Genomic DNA, 18,618 nt, shown 5'->3' on the forward strand with positions numbered 1-18,618 from the left:
AACTTCCTCCGATTATTGGTTGTTTTCAGCCTTAGCCAATGCTTCCTCAGCCTCTTTCAGCTTAGCCTCGTCAACATTGCCTGTAACTACTATTGGTTTCTTCTCCTTATGGTTTGTTCCGCCAAAGAATTTCTCAACCTTGACCTTACGCTGCAGCTGCATCATGCCGTAAAGGATAGCCTCCGGACGTGGAGGGCAGCCCGGCACGAACACATCGACAGGCACAATCTCCTCGATGCCGTTGACCACGTGGTAGCTTGACTTGAACGGTCCGCCGGAAATGGCGCATCCACCGACAGCCACAACATACTTAGGCTCAGCCATCTGGTCATACAGACGCTTCATCACAGGAGCCATCTTGTGGGTGATTGTACCGGCACACATGATGAGGTCGGCCTGACGCGGAGAGTTACGTGTCACCTCGAAACCGAAGCGCGCAAAGTCGTAACGCGCACATCCCACAGCCATGAACTCAATGCCGCAGCAGCTTGTGGCAAAGGTAAGTGACCAAAGTGAGTTGCTTCGTCCCCAATTGATTGCCTCATCAAGAGAACCGACAACCACATTCACACCACCCTCATGAAGTTCCTTGACAATATCCTCAAGAGACTCATTGTCCTTGAATTCCGAATACGGAATACTTTTGATAACGGGCTTCTTTACTTCCATTCCAATGCTCCTTTCCGCCAGGCATAAGCAAGGCCAAATACAAGTACCAACAGGAAGAATCCGATGCTGACAATAGCAAGCGGACCAAAGTCTTTCACCATAACTGCCCATGGATAGAGGAAGAGTGTCTCCACATCGAACATGAGGAACAGAATGGCAAACAGATAGTAGCCTACACCAACAGGTATCCAGGAAGAACCATGAGTAGGAATACCACACTCGAATGGCTCACCTTTGACCTTGTTGTATGTACGCGGACCAATCAACTTGGCAATGACATAAGCTGCCACAACCAAGAAAACAGCCGTTACCAGAACGGTAATAAACAAAGTAAAATACATATATATTTGAATAATTATTAAGATTGTCAGCCCAAAAGCTTTCAAACAGGGTACAAAGTTAATAAAAAAAATGCTAAATATTAAATAATATTTATCTTTTTATTCCAATACACGGCAAAAATTGACAAAATACTCTCTATTCCACACAATTATCCGCAGAAAAGGGCGCAGACCACGCCATAACCGGAAATTTCACACGGACAAAAAAAAAAGAGACAACCACAAAACTTGCGATTGTCTCTTTGTACACTCTTAGGGGCTCGAACCCTAGACCCACTGATTAAGAGTCAGTTGCTCTACCAACTGAGCTAAGAGTGCAGGTGCTTTGTATTGCGAAATGATGTATTTCTCAAAAGCGAGTGCAAAGGTACGGACTTTTTCTGAAACCACCAAATATTTTCGCAACTTTTTCTGTTTTTTATTTCCCCACCACTCAAATTACAGCTTCGAAGCAAGCCGACACTTCTTTTAATAATATAATAACGACATCCTGCGCCACACCCCGAAACAGCCGCCAAACCGAACTCCATCACCATACAAACATCAAAACAAAAAAAGACAGCTACAAAACTGTAACTGTCCTTTCGTACACTCTTAGGGGCTCGAACCCTAGACCCACTGATTAAGAGTCAGTTGCTCTACCAACTGAGCTAAGAGTGCAGATGCTTTATGTTGTGAAATAATGTATTTCTCAAAAGCGGGTGCAAAGGTACGGACTTTTTCCGAAACCACCAAACAATTCAATGTTTTTTTTTCGATTCGGCGAAAAAGCAGCCTTGTTTTTGATTTATGTTAACCTCCTAAACTTTGCAAACTTCAAAAGGAGCTGTTTTGTGCCACAGTTCCGGAACTCCACCGTAGCCTTTGTATTTTCGCCCCTTCCTTCCACTTTCAGTACCGTGCCGATGCCAAAACGCTCATGCTCTATGCGCACTCCGGCATCCAATCCGCTCGAATTTGGTTGCGAAGCAGTGGAGGCATTCTGTGCTGACAATGGCGAGCCGCCATTTCCTGCCGCGCTCTGTCCGCCATAGGCAGTGTCCGTTTTCCCAATCCTCGTCATGCGACGGCCTGAGAATGTCGCAGCACGCCGGATTTCCTGCTTAAACTCTGGTGTGAAGGTTTCCTGCGGAGCTTCTTCCTTTCTCCCGAAAACGGCTCTCGGCTTCGGGTCTGCCTTGAACTGCGAAGCCACAGGACGCGAATTCTGATAGCCACGCCCGCCGGACATCCACTCCGGACGGTCTGAACCGAAAGAGCCTTTCGGCTTGTCCCATGGCATCCTGCCTTTTGAAGTCCACGACGAGCCACTGTCGTCATACTGGAAATTATGAATTTCAACAAACGTGGAATCTATGTCGTTCAAGAAACGTGACGGCGTGCCGAACTCCAGTTTGCCATAACGGTAACGGTTCTGCGCGGAAGTCAGTATGCAATGCTTCTCCGCACGAGTGATGGCAACATAGAAAAGGCGGCGTTCCTCCTCTATGGCACGCTGTGACTCTGTGCATTTCGCAGAAGGGAATATGTTCTCCTCCATGCCAACGACGAAGACTGTCGGGAACTCCAAGCCTTTCGCCGAATGGATTGTCATCAGCGTGATCTTGTCGTCTTTTTCAGCGGAATCGGCAGATTTCTTGTCATCATCCTCACTCTCAAGGTCGGACATCAGTGATATTTCCTGAAGAAACTCCCCGATTCCCACATATCCTTCCCCACTCTCTTCACGCCGGGTGTCAACGAATTCACGCAGCGAGTCTATGAATTCCTGCAGATTCTCCTGTCTTGAAATGTCATCAGGGTCTGCTCCAGAATAAATGTCCTTCGACACTCCACTCTCCACTATTATGCGATGTCCGAGAGCATAAGCGTCCTCTGTATCCGTGGAGGAAGCGAAACCGCTCATCTGTTCAGCAAAAGCCATCAGCTTTGCCATTGTCCCTTTGTTGACATCCAGACTGTACATGGCAGGAGCTTTCACCACCTCCCATGGAGAGACAGCAAACTGCCGGGAAAGCGCGAAAACCTTGTCCATCGTTGTCTTACCTATGCCACGGGCAGGATAATTGATGATACGGCGCAGCGCTTCCTCGTCATGCAGATTGACAGCAAGGCGGAAATAAGCCACAACATCCTTTATTTCCTTACGCTGGTAGAAAGAAAGTCCACCATAGATGCGGTAAGGCATATTGTCCTTTCGCAGCTGTTCCTCGAATGTGCGCGACTGTGCGTTTGTCCTGTACAGTATCGCAAAATCACCATAATGTGCCCCTTCGCTGCGCATCAGGCGGCGGATGTCCTTGGAGACAATGACGGCTTCCTCACGGTCGGAATAGCAATACTTCAGTTGCAGTTTATCGCCCTCTTCGTTATCGGAGTACACACTCTTCTTTATCTGCCGGCGGTTGTGCCCTATCAGACTGTTGGCTGCTTGGACAATGTTCTGCGTTGAACGGTAGTTCTGCTCAAGTTTGAACAGGCGCGCGCCACTCTCCGGAGAGGATGCGGAAGGGTTCCCCACCCCATTCGTTGCGTCACCGAACTTCTGACGGAAGTCCAGAATATTATCAATGTTCGCTCCACGGAATCCGTATATCGACTGTGCGTCATCGCCGACAACACAAATATGGTTATGGTCACGCACTATTTGCAGCACAATCTTCTGCTGCACAGCATTCGTGTCCTGATACTCATCGACAAGGACAAACTTGAACCTTTCGCCATATTTCTTCCTCACACCCTCGTTTTGCTTGAAAAGGAGGTACGTGTAGAGAAGCAGGTCGTCGAAATCCATTGCGTTGGATGTTTTCAAACGCTTCTGGTATTCCTCGTAAACCTGTGGCATGCGCGACATCCTTGTATCATTGTCACGCACGGTATAGCTGCTGTTGGCTGCATAATCCACAGGCAGCTCAATGTTGTTCTTTGCCATTGAAATGCGGCTATGTACAGTGGCTGGCTTGTAAATCTTGTCGTCAAGCCCGAACTCCTTCACTATTGAGTTGAGCAAAGAGCGGGAATCACTCTCGTCATAGATGGTGAAAGAGGAAGCATAGCCGATGCTTTCTGCCTCGGCACGCAATATTCTTGAAAAGACAGAGTGGAACGTGCCCATGTGAAGATACCGCGCCGCATCATTGCCCACAAGCTGTCCGATGCGCTGCTTCATTTCGTTTGCAGCCTTGTTGGTGAATGTCAACGCGAGGATTTCCCATGGTTTGTAGTTATTTTCAATGAGGTGGGCAATCTTATAGGTAAGCACACGGGTTTTGCCGGAACCTGCTCCGGCAATCACCAATGAGGGACCGTCACAATATTCCACAGCCTCACGCTGCGAGGTGTTCAGTTCTTCAAGATTCATATAAATACTATTGGGGCGATTATGCAAGTGAGAGAAAAGGCTGCTTCATGTCACCAAACAATAAAAAGCAGCCTTTTTGATATATTCATTTTTTATTCTTATACACACCACCGACGACCGTGGAGGTATTGATAGCCTCCCCCTCTTTCGGGAAAGAAGGGATGAAGCGCATCTCACGCTGTATGCGCTGCTGGCGCTGGCGCATATAGTAACTTGGGTTAAGTGAAGAATATTTCCTCGGGTTAGGCAGCGTTGCTGCAATAAGGGCGCAATCGGCGCGTGTCAGGTCATGGCTTGTAATGCCGCCAAAATGATATTTTGCCACAGCGTCAGCACCATATATGCCCGGTCCCATCTCTATGGAATTGAGGTAAACCTCCATGATGCGCTGCTTCGACCAGAACATCTCTATCAGGAACGTAAAGTAGCTCTCCAGTCCCTTTCGCACCCAGCTCCTGCCCGGCCACAGGAAAACATTCTTTGCCGTCTGCTGTGATATTGTTGAAGCACCATGCACCGTACCGCCTCTGCTGTTGTGCATGACCGCCTTTTGTATGGCATTGAAGTCAAAACCGTGATGTAGCAGGAAGCGCTGATCTTCACTCGCCATGACAGCGACAGGCAGATGCTTGGAAATTTTGTCCATGCTGACCCAATGGTGGTGCATGGCAATGGTCTGCCCGTCCTTTATCTGCTCCATCGTCCTTATGAGCATAAGCGGAGTGATATAGACAGGCACGTACTTGAACAGTAGCACCGCAAGGATTGTTGACGCAAAGAAGATTGCGACCACGGCGGCCACAATCTTCTTCAATAGTCCGAATGTCAAAGTGTTAAGCAAACTCATTTATGCTATATCACTTGAGTGTGCCGGCATTAGCCGCATCAACCATAGCCTGGGAAGCATACAGGTAAACCTCCACACGACGGCTTGCAGCAGCGTTCTCGGAACCATCGCTGTTGCGTACAAGGTACTGTGGGTCCTCGCCAAAGCCCTTTACGGTCTTTATCTGTGCAGGAGCGACACGGCAGGTGTTCATGAGATAGTTGGACACTGCATAGGCACGGTTGTTGCTGAGGTCAAGGTTAAGCTGATCGGAACCATCGGAAGAAGCGTAGCCGTAGATTGCCACGTCACAGTCTGTGTAGACGTTCAGCACGCTGTTTGCGAACTTGCTCAGCGCATTCTGTGCAGCCGGCTGAAGCGCAGACTTGCCTGTACTGAAAAGGATGCCATTGTCAAAGGAGACCTTCACTGCCTGCAGACCGTTTGCATCAGTCACGCTCTCGACAGTAGCATTCTCAACCTGTGCGGCAGCAGCCTTTGCCTTATCCATTTTCTTGCCGATGAGATAGCCGGCACCTGTGCCGACAGCACCGCCAATGGCTGAACCTATGAGTGCGCTCTTACCACTCTTGCCGGCAAGACCGCCGATGATTGCGCCGAGAGCTGCACCGCCGCCACCGCCGGCAAGCATACCTGTCTGCTGACTTGAACCACAACCTGCTAACACAAGTGCTGCAAGAGCAACACATATTGTCTTAATACCTTTCATAGCCTTTGTTTTTTGTTTAATGAATCAATCTATAAAATTATTGGGTGCAAATTTCGTGAAAAATATTGAGATATGCAAGCATTTTTGCGTTAATTAACGCTGAGCGGCATTAACGCGGCTATTACGTGAATAATAATTCGAGTTTTCTCCCGCAAGGCTATCCTTTTGCCCAAGAATCCGAAAAATGGCAAACATTTGATGAGTGTACAGCCATGCAGAAATACAAGTATAGCGAGTGACATAATGACAGGTAACCTTTCACATTATAAAAGATTACGGTTGACCTGATGAAATGTTACCTTTCGCAGACCAGAGGGTAACCTTTCGCCGGGCCAACCGTTCTTTAACGTTTATTAAGTTTTTAGTTTGCTAAAAGCAAGCGAATGCCTGACATTTTGCTGCATATTGCACCGTTTTGCTTACAGAGATGTCTTCCGTCAGAACTCCGCTATCGTTATGCCTGTTCCACCGAAACGGATGTCCTCGTCACGGTAGAGGATAACATTCGGCACAGAGCCAAGATACTGGCGGATGAGCTGACGAAGGATGCCGTTGCCTTTGCCATGCAGGATGCGCACTTGCTGCACTCCGACAAGGATGGCATCGTCAATGAAATACTGCACTGCCGTGAGAGCCTCATCGCCACGCATCCCGCGCACATCCAGTTCGTGGTTGAAATTCCGCGTGCGGTCATCCATTGTCGAACGAGTCATGTGGGAAACCTTCGCCGTCTCTGCCGCAAGAGCAGCCGCAGTGGCAGAAAGACCGCCACGCAGAGCATTGGCATCCGTGGCTGTCTGTGACGCAGCCTCCTGTCGCGCATGTTCCAGACGGTCGGCTTTCACCTTTGAGCGCATGCCGCCCGGGAATGCCACGGTGGCTATCTTGCCCTGCATGGACTCCACTGTGCCAATGGTCTTTGTGCCACGGATGCGGACACTGTCGCCGACAGCGACAGGCTTTGACTCATCGACACGCTGTGCCGCCTCACGCAGAACCTCTGCTGCCTTTTTCTCCGCAGCACTGAGCGCACCCTCCACCTTGTTGCGCTTTCGCTCCTCGCGACGTCGCTGGCGCTGCTGGATCTGCTCTATCTTCTTCTGTATGGCATCGTCCTTCGCCTTCAGGTCAATCTCATCGACTTCATGCTCAAACTCACGCAGTTCCTCGCGGATGCGCTTTGTCTCCTCCTTCTCCGCCTGTGATTCGCGTATTTCCTTGATGGCAAGTTCTATACGGCGGTTGCTCTCGTTGATGATTTCCTTTGCCTCAGCCTTCGCCTTAGCGATAATCTCACGGCGTTCCTTGTTAAGCCGCTCTATCTCCTCACGATACTGAAGGACGGTTTTCTCCATATCCTTCTCGTGCTGGTGGATGGTCTGTCGCTTTCCCTCCCAGTAACGCTTGTCACGGACAATGTCCTGCAAGTACTTGTCACTCTGTATGTAATCCTGACCGACTATCTCCGTGGCTGCCTTAATGACAGACTCCGGAAGACCGATTTTCCTTGCTATCTCTATGGCGAACGACGAACCGGGGCGTCCGATGGCAAGTTGGAACATGGCGCGCATCTCGTGGCGGTCGTAAAGCATTGCACCGTTGGCGACTCCGTCGTGGCTGTTGGCAAACTCTTTCAGGTTCTGATAGTGCGTTGTGACTATTCCCCAAACCTTGTTCCTGCACAGCTGGTCAAGCACACTCTCGGCTATTGCTCCGCCAATCTGCGGTTCTGTGCCTGTTCCGAACTCATCGATGAGTATCATTGTGGCGGAGTCAGCACTGCGCAGCATCTGCTTCATGTTCATCAGGTGGCTGGAGTATGTCGACAAATCGTCGGAAATGCTCTGCTCATCGCCAATGTCCATCATTATGTTCTTGAACACTCCCGTGCGTGACCGATCGCCGACAGGGATTGAAAGACCGCATTGCAGCATGTACTGCAGCAGCCCCGCTGTCTTCAGGCAGACAGACTTTCCTCCGGCATTCGGGCCGGAAATGATGAGCATCCGCTTCTCTTCCGTCAGCGTTATGTCAAGCGGCACAATGCGTTTCGCAGGAGAAGTGTCCTCCGGAACGCGTTCCCGCTCATGCTTCTCTATGGAAAGCTGCAGCAGAGGGTGGCGCGCCTGAATCCAATCGACCACAGGAGACTGCTCCACCTCCGGCTCGAAAGCCTTCAGAGTCTCTGCAAGCAAAGCCTTGGCGCGTATGAAATCAATGTGTGCAAGCAGACGATAGGACTCTCCTATCATACGGATGTGAGGGCGTATCAGGGAAGCCACATCCTTCAGGATGCGGACTATCTCGCGGCGTTCCTCCGCCTCAAGCTCACGGATTTTGTTGTTTGCCTCAACAACCTCTGTCGGTTCGATGAACACTGTCCTGCCGGAAGCCGACTCATCGTGCACAATGCCCGAGATTTTGCGCTTCATGGCAGGCACGACAGGAATGACAAGTCTGCCGTCACGCAGTGCAGGAGTGACATCACGCTCTATGAGTCCTTCACGCTTGGCATTGTTCAGGATTCCGTTGAGTGTCCTGGAGATCGAGCCTTCCATGCTTCTCAGCTCATAGCGGATGCGCCCCAATTCACGTGTGGCATTGTCACGCAGATGTCCCGTGCTGTCAAGTATCTTCTCTATCCTGCCGATTATGTTCGGGAATATGCACACTCCCTCCGTGAGTTTCTGCAAGGCAGGATAGCGGTAGATATACTCACCGTCCACTGTCTCGTCGGCATCACGTGAAAGGAAGATTATTATCTTATGTATAGTGCCGAGGGAACGCTGCAAGTTCCAGAGTTCCTCCTCTTCGAGATGCGTGCCTTCAAGACGCAGGCGCGCTATCTCCTCGCGCATGTCGAAGAAATAGTCAAGAGGGAAATCGTCAGTCTCCTCCTTCAGACGGCGGAACTCCCTGACCTGCCGGAGCCATGAGTGAATCTCCGAAGCATCGGTTGAGAACAGCATGTCATCGACCATCTTGCGTCCGAGACCGCACATGCAACGTTTGACGAGCATCTCACGAATCTCGTCAAACCCAATCTTATGTTCAAAATTTTCAGGATATATCATCTCAAATCTATGATTTCTGCTTTAGGATAGTCCTTTGAATTAAAACTGAACTCCTTGTCGGAAATGGCCTTCTTGCTGAAATTCGAGATTTGTATCGTTATCCACTGTCCCTTCTGAAGCATGCGCACCTGGGTCGGAACATACTTGCTGTTCACTGTTATATACATCTCAGATATTGCCTGTTTTCCTGTCGCAACCATGTGGACGAGGCGCGTCTTGCCCTGAATCTTCTGTGAAAGTTTGTAGCCTTTCTTGTAAAGGGAGATGAAGGAATAAGGGTTCATCATCTGCTGCTTGCCGACAGACGGGTTGGCAACGTTCACTTCGTTTGTCGAAGCCATGTATGTCCACTGCGTCTTGCCATTGTACCACATTGTCGCATTCGGTGTGTGCGCACGGAATTTCGAGCCTTTTATGGCGATTGATCCGGTCTGTCTGCCGATTTTCCCTCCGGAAATGGTGAAGGAAGCACTTGCTCCGCTCTTGTTACCCACAACGGCAGCCACCTTGTCGAGTGTCTTCCTTGCATCCTCGGCATTGCCGGCAAAAGCATGCAACGCAACGAAAACAAGACTGAATAAAAGTAATATCTTCTTCATTTGTTTTATCTCCTTATTGTTATTATGAATGGTCTTTAGGATTTTCAATCATTTTGTGCATCATTGGCGCAGTTGCGCGATAAGCGTGTCCAGAGAATTCTCGTCCGTCACAAGCACTTCACGCGGCTTTGAGCCTTGTGCCGCACCGACGATGCCAAGGCGCTCAATCTGGTCCATCAGTCGGCCTGCACGGTTGTAGCCGATGGAGAACTTGCGCTGGATGGCAGAAGTCGAACCTTGATTGCTCATCACGATGAAGCGCGCCACCTCTTCAAACAGCGGGTCAAGGTCGGCAAGACTGCTGTCACCGACACCTCCTGCCCCTGCCTCATCTGTAGCCGGCTCAGGCAATTCCATAGGGTGCAGAGGGCCGGGCTGTGATGCTATGTAGTTGGCAATGTCCTCAACCTCCGGTGTGTCGACAAAGGCACACTGCACACGGGTCGGCTCCTGACCGTTGAGGAAGAGCATATCGCCACGTCCCACAAGCTGGTTGGCGCCCGGACGGTCAAGGATTGTGCGCGAGTCGACTATCGCCCCGACACGGAAAGCGATGCGTCCCGGGAAGTTCGCCTTGATGTTACCCGTGATGATTGATGTCGTCGGACGCTGTGTTGCGATAATCATGTGGATGCCGACTGCACGCGCAAGCTGTGCGATACGCGCTATCGGGAGCTCCACCTCCTTGCCTGCCGTCATGATAAGGTCACCGAACTCATCGATGATTACCACAATGTACGGCATGTACTCGTGTCCCTTCTCCGGATTGAGCTTGTGAGAGAGGAACTTCTGGTTGTACTCCTTGATGTTGCGCGCACCAGCAACTTTCAGCAAGTCATAGCGCTTGTCCATAAGCGTACAGAGCGATTTCAGTGTGCGGACAACCTTTGTCACATCGGTGATAATCGGGTCTTCATCCTCATCCACCGACGCCATGAAATGCTCGGCAATAGGACCGTAGACAGAGAACTCCACCTTCTTCGGGTCGACAAGCACGATTTTCAGCTCGTTAGGATGCTTTTTGTAAAGCAGTGAGGTGATTATCGCGTTCAAGCCGACAGACTTTCCCTGACCTGTCGCACCGGCAACAAGCAAGTGAGGCTGTTTGGCAAGGTCAACCATGAACACCTCATTGGTGATTGTCTTACCGAGAGCAATCGGCAGTTCCATGGTCGATTCCTGGAATTTCTTGGAGTTAAGGATTGACTCCATGGACACAATCGCCGGTTTGGCATTAGGCACCTCGATACCGATTGTGCCTTTGCCCGGAATAGGAGCGATGATACGAATGCCGAGTGCGGCAAGGGACAGCGCGATATCGTCCTCAAGATTGCGTATCTTTGAGATGCGGACACCCTCCGCCGGAGTAATCTCGTAAAGCGTGATTGTAGGGCCGACAGTCGCCTTTATCTCACGAATCTGCACACCGAACGAGTTGAGCACCTCCACGATGCGCTTCTTGTTGGCAATGAGTTCCTCTTTGTCAATATACGGTTTGCTGTCGTTGTCGTACTTTTTCAGCAGGTTCAGCGTCGGGAACTTGTACGCCGTGAACGGCTCACGCGGATTTATCGGAGTGGAAAGGTCATAGTGCGTAAGACTCTTGCCGCGCGCTTTTTCCTCCCTTGCTCCTGTTTCCACCACGAGTTCCACATCTTTGCCCGTTTCAGGTTCCGGTTTTCCGGAAATGTTGCCCGATGATTCCGGTTCGGAATCAGTCAGGACAATCTCACCGGTCTCCTCGTCCACCATTGTGCGATTGGCTGTATCCTCAGTGTTGTCTGGCTGGTCGAATGTCGCCACCCCTTCATTGAACGATACAGTCTGTGCGGCAGGGTTCTCATAAGTTGTGCTTTCATTCCTCCATGTCTCCTCCGTCTCGCCTCCGCCAATCTCAGCAGAGAATTTCACCTTGCTTGTAATGTAGCCGATAGGATTCAGGAGATGGCGTATGAAGGCAATTGTCTCGGAAGTGAGGAATGTCAGGAACGCCACCGCCACAATGCCAAGCACGACGATAAGTCCCGGAGAACCTATCACCCCTTCAAGGAACTGGCGGCAGTTTTCGCCATGATCGCCGCCGGGATAGAACACTTGGTCGGTCATTATCGGTGTGAGGAACTTCGCGAACGTGACGGACATCCACACCATGGTGAGCGCAGTTGAGAAAAACCATTTCCACAGGTTCACCTTATATGCGCCCATAAGCTGCAGGCCGCAGAACATGATGAACACAGGGATGAAGAATGCTGCAATGCCGAACCAGCGCGCAACAAGGAAGTAACTCACGAGCGCGCCAAACGAGCCGCAGACATTCTGGAACGAATCGTACGAGCTGATAAGTTCCCCGGGGCGGAGTTGTATGACAAGGCTTTGGTCATAAGCCCCTGTAAAGAAATAGCTTACCATGGATATCATCATGAGAATGGCAAGGCCTAATAACACGAGACCTACGACAAAATCCACCTTTTCGTTATGGACAACGCTGCCTATTCCCATAACGTCAGCGTATGTTTTCTTTACCTTTTTACCTGATTTTGCCGCTTTTTTATTGTTGTTTTTTACAGTGGACATACTTATGTGATTATTTTTCGTAAATGCAAAAGTAATTGAAAAAAATCATAATCCTACTATATTCCTTGATTTTTTTTGTTAATTTTGCAAATGGTAAAGATTGACAGATGAAAAAACATATTACAAACAAGTTTGACAAAAAACTGATGCCAACACTCCCACGTGCGGTGTTCGAAGGGAAAATCGTGGTGGTTCTCAACGAATCGGAGGCAGAAAAGGCTGTTAGCTACCTTTTGTCGCAAGACATCCTCGGAATGGATACCGAGACGCGCCCTTCATTCGTCAAAGGGCGGCAGCATAAAGTCGCTTTGCTGCAAGTCGCGACACACGACATTTGCTTCCTGTTCCGCCTTAACCTCCTGAAGGACTCCCCTGCCGTGAAAGCGTTCCTTGAGGACAGGACGGTGAAGAAAATAGGGCTTTCATGGCATGATGACATAAGAAGCCTGAGCAACAGAATAAAATTCACTCCGGGAACGTTCATCGAACTTCAGGACGAAGTGAAGTCAGTCGGGATAACAGACCTCAGTCTTGCAAAGATTTTCGCTAACCTGTTCCAACACCGCATCTCCAAGCGCGAACAACTTTCCAACTGGGAGGCCGATATCCTTCAGGACAAGCAGAAGCGGTATGCGGCAACGGATGCATGGGCGTGCATCATGATTTACGAAGAGCTTGTGCGACTGAAAGAGACCGGCAATTACGAACTTGAAATCGTGCCCGAGCCGGAACCTCAGGAGTCTGCCGGAGATGCCGCCCAAATTGTTACAACAGAAGAGGAACAAAAAGAAACCACACATCGAAATGTATAAGACCATCCAACTGAAAAGAGGCAAAGAAGAGTCTCTCAAACGTTTTCACCCATGGATTTTCTCCGGTGCCATCCAAGCTATGGACAAAGGCATCGAGGAGGGCGAAACAGTGCGTGTCGTAACCTCAAACGGCGAGTTCATCGCAGCAGGGCACTACCAAATCGGAAGCATTGCCGTAAGAGTACTGACATTTGACGACATCAATATCGACTACAACTATTGGAAAGACAGGCTCACATCGGCACTGCAGATGCGCCGGAGCATAGGAATTGCCGACAATCCTGACAACAACACGTACCGTCTTGTACATGGAGAAGGCGACTGCATGCCGGGACTTGTCATCGACTGCTATGGCAAAACGGCTGTCGTGCAGGCTCATTCCGTCGGCATCCATGTGTGCAGGAACGACATTGCGAAAGCATTGGTGGACGTCATGGGTGACAGAATAGAGAATGTCTACTACAAAAGCGAGACGACACTGCCGTTCAAGGCGGAGCTGTCTTCGGGCAATGAGATGAAGTCGGGATTCCTTTACGGAGGTTCGGACGAGAACACTGCCATAGAGAACGGACTGAAATTCCGTGTCGACTGGCTGTACGGACAAAAGACAGGCTTCTTTGTCGACCAGCGAGAAAACCGCTCTCTGCTTGAACGCTACTCAAAGGGCAAACGTGTGCTGAACATGTTCTGCTACACGGGAGGCTTCTCTTTCTACGCCATGCGTGGCGGTGCGGAAATCGTGCACTCTGTCGACAGTTCGGGCAAAGCCATCGAACTGACCAACGCTAATGTGGACATGAACTTCCCAGACGACACCAGACACAGGGCTTTCTGTGAGGATGCCTTCAAGTTCCTTGAGAAAAATGGCGACAAATATGACCTCATCATCCTTGACCCTCCTGCTTTTGCAAAGCACCGTGCTGCACTGCGCAATGCACTGAAGGGGTACACAAGGCTGAACGTCAAGGCTTTCGAGCATATAAAGAAAGGCGGAATACTGTTCACTTTCTCTTGTTCGCAGGTTGTCACGAAAGACAATTTCCGCAACGCTGTGTTCACAGCCGCCGCACAAGCAGGAAGGACAGTGAGGATTCTGCACCAGCTCCACCAGCCCGCCGACCACCCTATCAACATATATCATCCTGAAGGCGAGTACCTTAAAGGGCTTGTCTTGTACGTGGAATAGACCGTCTGCGCATCGGGTTGCGACAGGTAACAACCATAGTGACACGCCCCTTAAAAACAATAAGGTTTCATGGGCATTTCAAAAGGTAACACTTTACCATGTCAAAGGCAACGCTTTATCATGCAAAAGGTTACCTTTCATTTTCCTCTCGTCATACTTTGGTTTTCAAAATCCGTAACACTCTCATCCTGACCGATATACATGATTCACACTGTTGCCACTTTCATACACACAAACAAGCTGCTTTCCAAAGACGGTCTGCACCTTGTGGCACTATCCGGAGGCGCGGACAGTGTCGCATTGTTGCTTGTGCTTGCCGACCTTGGGTACAGCGTTGAGGCTGTACACTGCAATTTCCACCTTCGTGGGGAAGAAAGCAACCGTGACGAATCGTTCTGCCGTGAGCTGTGCGAGAGTGCCGGAATAAGGCTGCATGTCGTACATTTCGACACACAATCTTTCGCAAAACTGCATGGCATAAGCATAGAAATGGCGGCAAGGGATTTGCGATACTCTTACTTTCATCAACTGAAGAAAGACCTTGGTGCTGAGAGTATTTGTGTTGCACACCATAAGGACGATTTGGCAGAGACGGTGCTCATGAACCTTGTACGTGGCACAGGACTGTTAGGACTGACAGGCATCCGCCCCAAGAACGGGGATGTTGTGCGCCCATTCCTATGTGTCGGCAGGAAGGATATAGAAGCTTTCCTTGCATCGCGAGGGCAGGAGTTTGTGACCGACAGCACCAATCTTGTCGACGATGTGACAAGGAACAATGTCAGACTTAACATCATTCCGCTTCTGAAAAGAATCAACCCCTCTGTCACAGACTCCGTTGCAAGTACGGCGCAGCATGTCGCCGACGCGCTGAAACTGCTTGAAGAGAGCACTGACGAATGGATTGCGAAATGCACAAGAAGTGCCGATGAGACAATAGAAATCAACATCAAGGCATTGCTTGGCAGCCCTTCACCAAACCATATCCTGTACTCCATACTCAGCAGAAGAGGCATTCCGTCACAAATCATCACAGAAATAAGCAGGCATCTGCACTCCCAAACCGGGACAATGTGGTCGCACAAAACGACTGTAATCTTGCTTGACCGAGGCAACATTATCATTTCCGACAAGCCGGAAGACTTCAAAAAGACAAGAATCCCTATAACCGGCAAATATCTCCTGAGCAACGGCAGGCACTTAAGCATTGACATTGTCGAGCAGACAAAAGACTTCACCATTGACAAAAACCCTTTTGTCGCACAAATGGATGCAGGGACAGTGGAGTTTCCTTTGACAATCCGCGAGGTGGAGAATGGCGACAGGTTCACTCCGTATGGGATGAAAGGCAGCAAACTTGTCAGTGATTTCCTGACCGACAGGAAGGTAAGCCTTATCGAAAAGAAGAAACAGCTCTGCCTGACCGACAGCAACGGAAGAATAATATGGCTTGTGGGACATCGCATCGGTAACAGCAACAAAATCAGCGAGCATACAATAAAAATCCTTCGCGTGCGTTATTTATAAAAGACTCCGCCCCTTTGCACAAGGGCAAACCGGAGCCTGCAAAACAAGAAAACGCAAAAAATTCTGAATGAAAAAGACTTTCAAACTATACCTGTACCTGGCAATCGCACTGGCAATCACCGCTTGCACGAATGACGATTCTTTCTCATCGTCGCCAAGCAACGTGCTCACATTCTCCAAAGATACTGTCCTGCTGGACACCGTATTCTCACGAGTGCCTTCGTCCACAAGAGATTTTTGGGTGTTCAACCGTAGCGGTGACGGCATCAGATGCTCGTCGATACGCCTGCAAAACGGTAACCAGACAGGGTATCGTGTGAATGTCAACGGTGTGTATCTCGGGGAAGTTCAGGGTTACCAAATCATCAACGAAGAGATACGCAAAGGGGACAGCATACGCGTGTTTGTCGAACTGACATCACCGTTGAACAACCAAAACAAGCCTCACCTTGTAGCGGATGACCTTGTCTTCACCCTTGAAAGCGGTGTGCAGCAGAAAGTTAACCTCAAGGCATGGTCATGGGATGCGGAAATGATGAGGGATGTCGTCATTAGCGAGGATTACACTTTGGGTGGCGACAAGCCAACAGTCATCTATGGCGGAATAACCGTTAACAACAGTGCTACACTCACTATCCCTGCCGGAAAAACAATATATTTCCATGCAGATGCCAGCATCGATGTCCATGGCAGACTGATATGCAGCGGTGAGCAAGGCAAAGAGGTCGTGCTGCGCGGCGACCGTTTGGACAACATGTTTGACTATCTGCCTTACGACGGAGTGTCGGGACAATGGAAAGGCATAACGTTCCATGAAGACAGCGAAGGGAACATACTGAATTATACAGACTTGCATTCCGCAAACACCGGCATAGAATGCCTGAGCGATACTTTCAGAACAGAGTACACAACCACACAGCTGGCTGTCACAAACTCTACAATACACAACTGCAAGGGCTACGGCATCTATGGTTTCAACAGCAAGATAACTCTTGAAAACACGCAGATTTCCAACACGTTGTATGAAAGTTTGGCAACTTATGGCGGAGATGTGGATGTGAATTTCTGTACCATTGCGCAATTCTATCCTTTCGATGCGGCACGTGGAGCGGCACTTTATTTCAGCAACAAAACTGACGATGTGCAATTTCCGAATATGCGCTTAAATGTCAGGAACTCCATTATCACAGGATATGCGGAAGACGTTATCATGGGAGACAATGACGACAAAATCGGCAAACCATACAAATTCACGAATTGCCTGTTGCGCACACCCGCTATCGAAGACGAGGAACTCTCCGTTGACAATATCTTTGAAGACATCGAAGACTCGGACATCGCCGGCTGGAAGAACTTCAAAACTGTTGACACAGACCTGCTCCAATACAATTTCAGTCTGGTCAAAACATCACTCGCCATAGACAAAGCATCGACAGAAAGCCCTTCCCCGGCTTATGACAGGGCAGGCAACAAACGCGACGAAAAACCTGATATGGGTTGCTATGAATACATTACCCCACCAACAACTGAGGAATAACACATTACGAACCTATAATCTAAACACAATGGACACACTGAACATAAACATCTCAATAAAGAAACACAAGCCTGAAGAACTCACGGAAGAAGACCGCATGCTTGTCGAAAAAGCAATAAAAGCGACATACAACTCATACTCACCATACTCACATTTCAGTGTCGGTGCATGCTTGCTCCTTGGCGACAACTCCACCGTAATCGGGGCAAACCAAGAGAATGCCGCTTATCCTTCCGGTCTGTGCGCTGAAAGAAGTGCTATTTTCGCAGCTCAGTCACAGCACCCTGACCAGCCAATCAAGGCAATCGCCATCGCTGCACGCAACACAAGCGGAAACCTGACAGCACAGCCTGTCACCCCATGTGGCTCCTGCCGGCAGGTGATTATTGAAATAGAGGAACGCTACAAGCAGCCTGTGCGCATACTGCTCTACGGAACAGAGGCTGTCTATGAAATAGAAACAGTGCGCGACCTCCTGCCTCTGTGCTTTGTAAGCGAGGACATGGAAGGATGATTCTGAAACAAACACACTTAACATACAATGCTACATTTTATTTGCTTCGGAAGCGGTAGCAGCGGAAATTGCTATTACCTGTACACCGAAACCGAAGGCATACTGATTGATGCAGGCATAGGGACACGCACACTGAAGAGACATTTCTCTGACTATGGGTTGTCAATGCAGAAAATCAGTGCCATACTCATCACACACGACCACGCAGACCATATCAAATCAGTAGGAGCAATCTCCACGGAGTTCTTCCTGCCTGTCTACTCCACTGCCGCTGTACACCACGGCATTGAAGAGAATTTCTGCGTGCGAAAGAAAATCAAACCGGGATTTGAACGTTATGTCGAACACGGCGAAACTTTCGAGATCGGTGAATTTTCCGTGACATGCTTCAAAGTGCCGCATGACAGTCTTGACAACAATGGCTATCTCGTGCGCTATTGTGATGTGGCATTCTGCCTCATCACAGATGCCGGTATGGTCACTGAGGAGATGAAACCTTACATCGCACAAGCCAATTATCTTGTGCTGGAGGCCAACCACGACACTGAGATGTTGCGGAACGGACCTTACCCGGAGTATCTCAAAAAGCGCATAACAAGCAACAACGGCCATCTCTCCAATGTCCAGTGCGGCATTGCTCTTGCGGAGAATGCATCACCGGAGCTTAAGCATGTATGGCTCGCCCACCTCTCGGAAGAGAACAACCACCCGGAATTGGCACGCAAGACTGTTGAAATGCAGCTCCGCGAATACGGCATTGTCGCAGGCAAAGATTTCCAACTTGATGTGCTTAAGCGCAAAACACCGTCCGAAGCCATTGAACTTGTATGAACATTTTGACAAAACAACAGTAACATAAAGAATCCAC

General features: G+C 49.5%; 14 protein-coding genes and 2 tRNA genes. 6 read left to right on the forward strand and 10 right to left on the reverse strand.

What is annotated here, in order from left to right; translation table 11 throughout:
- Positions 1 to 12: 12 nt before the first annotated feature.
- From HPS57_RS02105 to HPS57_RS02150, 10 genes are all read right to left on the reverse strand, one after another.
- Positions 13 to 669, reverse strand: a complete 657-nt coding sequence (locus HPS57_RS02105; RefSeq protein WP_172179711.1) for an NADH-quinone oxidoreductase subunit B — start codon at positions 667 to 669, stop codon at positions 13 to 15.
- A complete protein-coding gene (locus tag HPS57_RS02110; RefSeq protein WP_135939406.1) occupies positions 660 to 1,010 on the reverse strand; it encodes an NADH-quinone oxidoreductase subunit A in 351 nt (116 codons plus the stop codon). Before HPS57_RS02110 ends, HPS57_RS02105 begins: the two co-directional genes overlap by 10 nt.
- Before the next feature lie 245 nt (positions 1,011 to 1,255).
- Positions 1,256 to 1,328: transfer RNA gene (locus HPS57_RS02115), tRNA-Lys, on the reverse strand.
- 269 nt (positions 1,329 to 1,597) lie between these two features.
- Positions 1,598 to 1,670 (reverse strand) — tRNA-Lys (locus HPS57_RS02120).
- Between the two features lie 127 nt (positions 1,671 to 1,797).
- Positions 1,798 to 4,371: an ATP-dependent helicase gene (locus tag HPS57_RS02125; protein WP_172179713.1), complete on the reverse strand. Its 2,574-nt coding sequence runs from the start codon at positions 4,369 to 4,371 to the stop codon at positions 1,798 to 1,800.
- An 85-nt stretch (positions 4,372 to 4,456) separates the two neighbouring features.
- Positions 4,457 to 5,200, reverse strand: coding sequence for a monofunctional biosynthetic peptidoglycan transglycosylase (gene mtgA / locus HPS57_RS02130; protein ID WP_253946431.1), 744 nt, complete (start codon positions 5,198 to 5,200; stop codon positions 4,457 to 4,459).
- A gap of 28 nt (positions 5,201 to 5,228) precedes the next feature.
- Entirely contained in the window at positions 5,229 to 5,927 is a 699-nt protein-coding gene (locus HPS57_RS02135; RefSeq protein WP_172179717.1) for an OmpA family protein, read from the reverse strand.
- Between the two features lie 437 nt (positions 5,928 to 6,364).
- Positions 6,365 to 9,001, reverse strand: a complete 2,637-nt coding sequence (locus tag HPS57_RS02140) for an endonuclease MutS2 (protein WP_172179719.1) — start codon at positions 8,999 to 9,001, stop codon at positions 6,365 to 6,367.
- The gene (lolA1, locus tag HPS57_RS02145; RefSeq protein WP_172179721.1) at positions 8,998 to 9,600 is read right to left on the reverse strand and encodes an outer membrane lipoprotein periplasmic chaperone LolA1; all 603 of its coding nucleotides are present in this window, start codon (positions 9,598 to 9,600) and stop codon (positions 8,998 to 9,000) included. The genes HPS57_RS02140 and lolA1 overlap by 4 nt, the downstream gene beginning before the upstream one ends.
- Before the next feature lie 60 nt (positions 9,601 to 9,660).
- Complete coding sequence (locus HPS57_RS02150; RefSeq protein ID WP_172179723.1) at positions 9,661 to 12,174, reverse strand: FtsK/SpoIIIE family DNA translocase; 2,514 nt, start codon at positions 12,172 to 12,174, stop codon at positions 9,661 to 9,663.
- Positions 12,175 to 12,281: 107 nt separating this feature from the next.
- Between HPS57_RS02150 and HPS57_RS02155 the strand changes: the two genes are divergently transcribed.
- From HPS57_RS02155 to HPS57_RS02180, 6 genes are all read left to right on the forward strand, one after another.
- Positions 12,282 to 12,986, forward strand: coding sequence for a 3'-5' exonuclease (locus HPS57_RS02155; protein ID WP_172179725.1), 705 nt, complete (start codon positions 12,282 to 12,284; stop codon positions 12,984 to 12,986).
- On the forward strand, positions 12,979 to 14,172 hold the full coding sequence (locus HPS57_RS02160) for a class I SAM-dependent rRNA methyltransferase (protein WP_172179727.1): 1,194 nt from the start codon (positions 12,979 to 12,981) through the stop codon (positions 14,170 to 14,172). The genes HPS57_RS02155 and HPS57_RS02160 overlap by 8 nt, the downstream gene beginning before the upstream one ends.
- A 201-nt stretch (positions 14,173 to 14,373) precedes the next feature.
- Positions 14,374 to 15,699, forward strand: a complete 1,326-nt coding sequence (tilS, locus tag HPS57_RS02165) for a tRNA lysidine(34) synthetase TilS (protein WP_172179729.1) — start codon at positions 14,374 to 14,376, stop codon at positions 15,697 to 15,699.
- 67 nt (positions 15,700 to 15,766) lie between these two features.
- Positions 15,767 to 17,236, forward strand: a complete 1,470-nt coding sequence (locus HPS57_RS02170; protein ID WP_172179731.1) for a right-handed parallel beta-helix repeat-containing protein — start codon at positions 15,767 to 15,769, stop codon at positions 17,234 to 17,236.
- A gap of 28 nt (positions 17,237 to 17,264) precedes the next feature.
- Positions 17,265 to 17,750 carry a cytidine deaminase gene (gene cdd, locus HPS57_RS02175; protein WP_172179733.1) on the forward strand — a complete coding sequence of 162 codons (486 nt, stop codon included), beginning with the start codon at positions 17,265 to 17,267 and terminating at the stop codon, positions 17,748 to 17,750.
- A 27-nt stretch (positions 17,751 to 17,777) separates the two neighbouring features.
- Entirely contained in the window at positions 17,778 to 18,581 is an 804-nt protein-coding gene (locus tag HPS57_RS02180) for an MBL fold metallo-hydrolase (protein WP_172179735.1), read from the forward strand.
- Positions 18,582 to 18,618 lie beyond the last annotated feature (37 nt).

It is taken from the genome of Palleniella intestinalis, assembly GCF_013166595.1.
GTDB classification, from domain to species: domain Bacteria; phylum Bacteroidota; class Bacteroidia; order Bacteroidales; family Bacteroidaceae; genus Prevotella; species Prevotella intestinalis.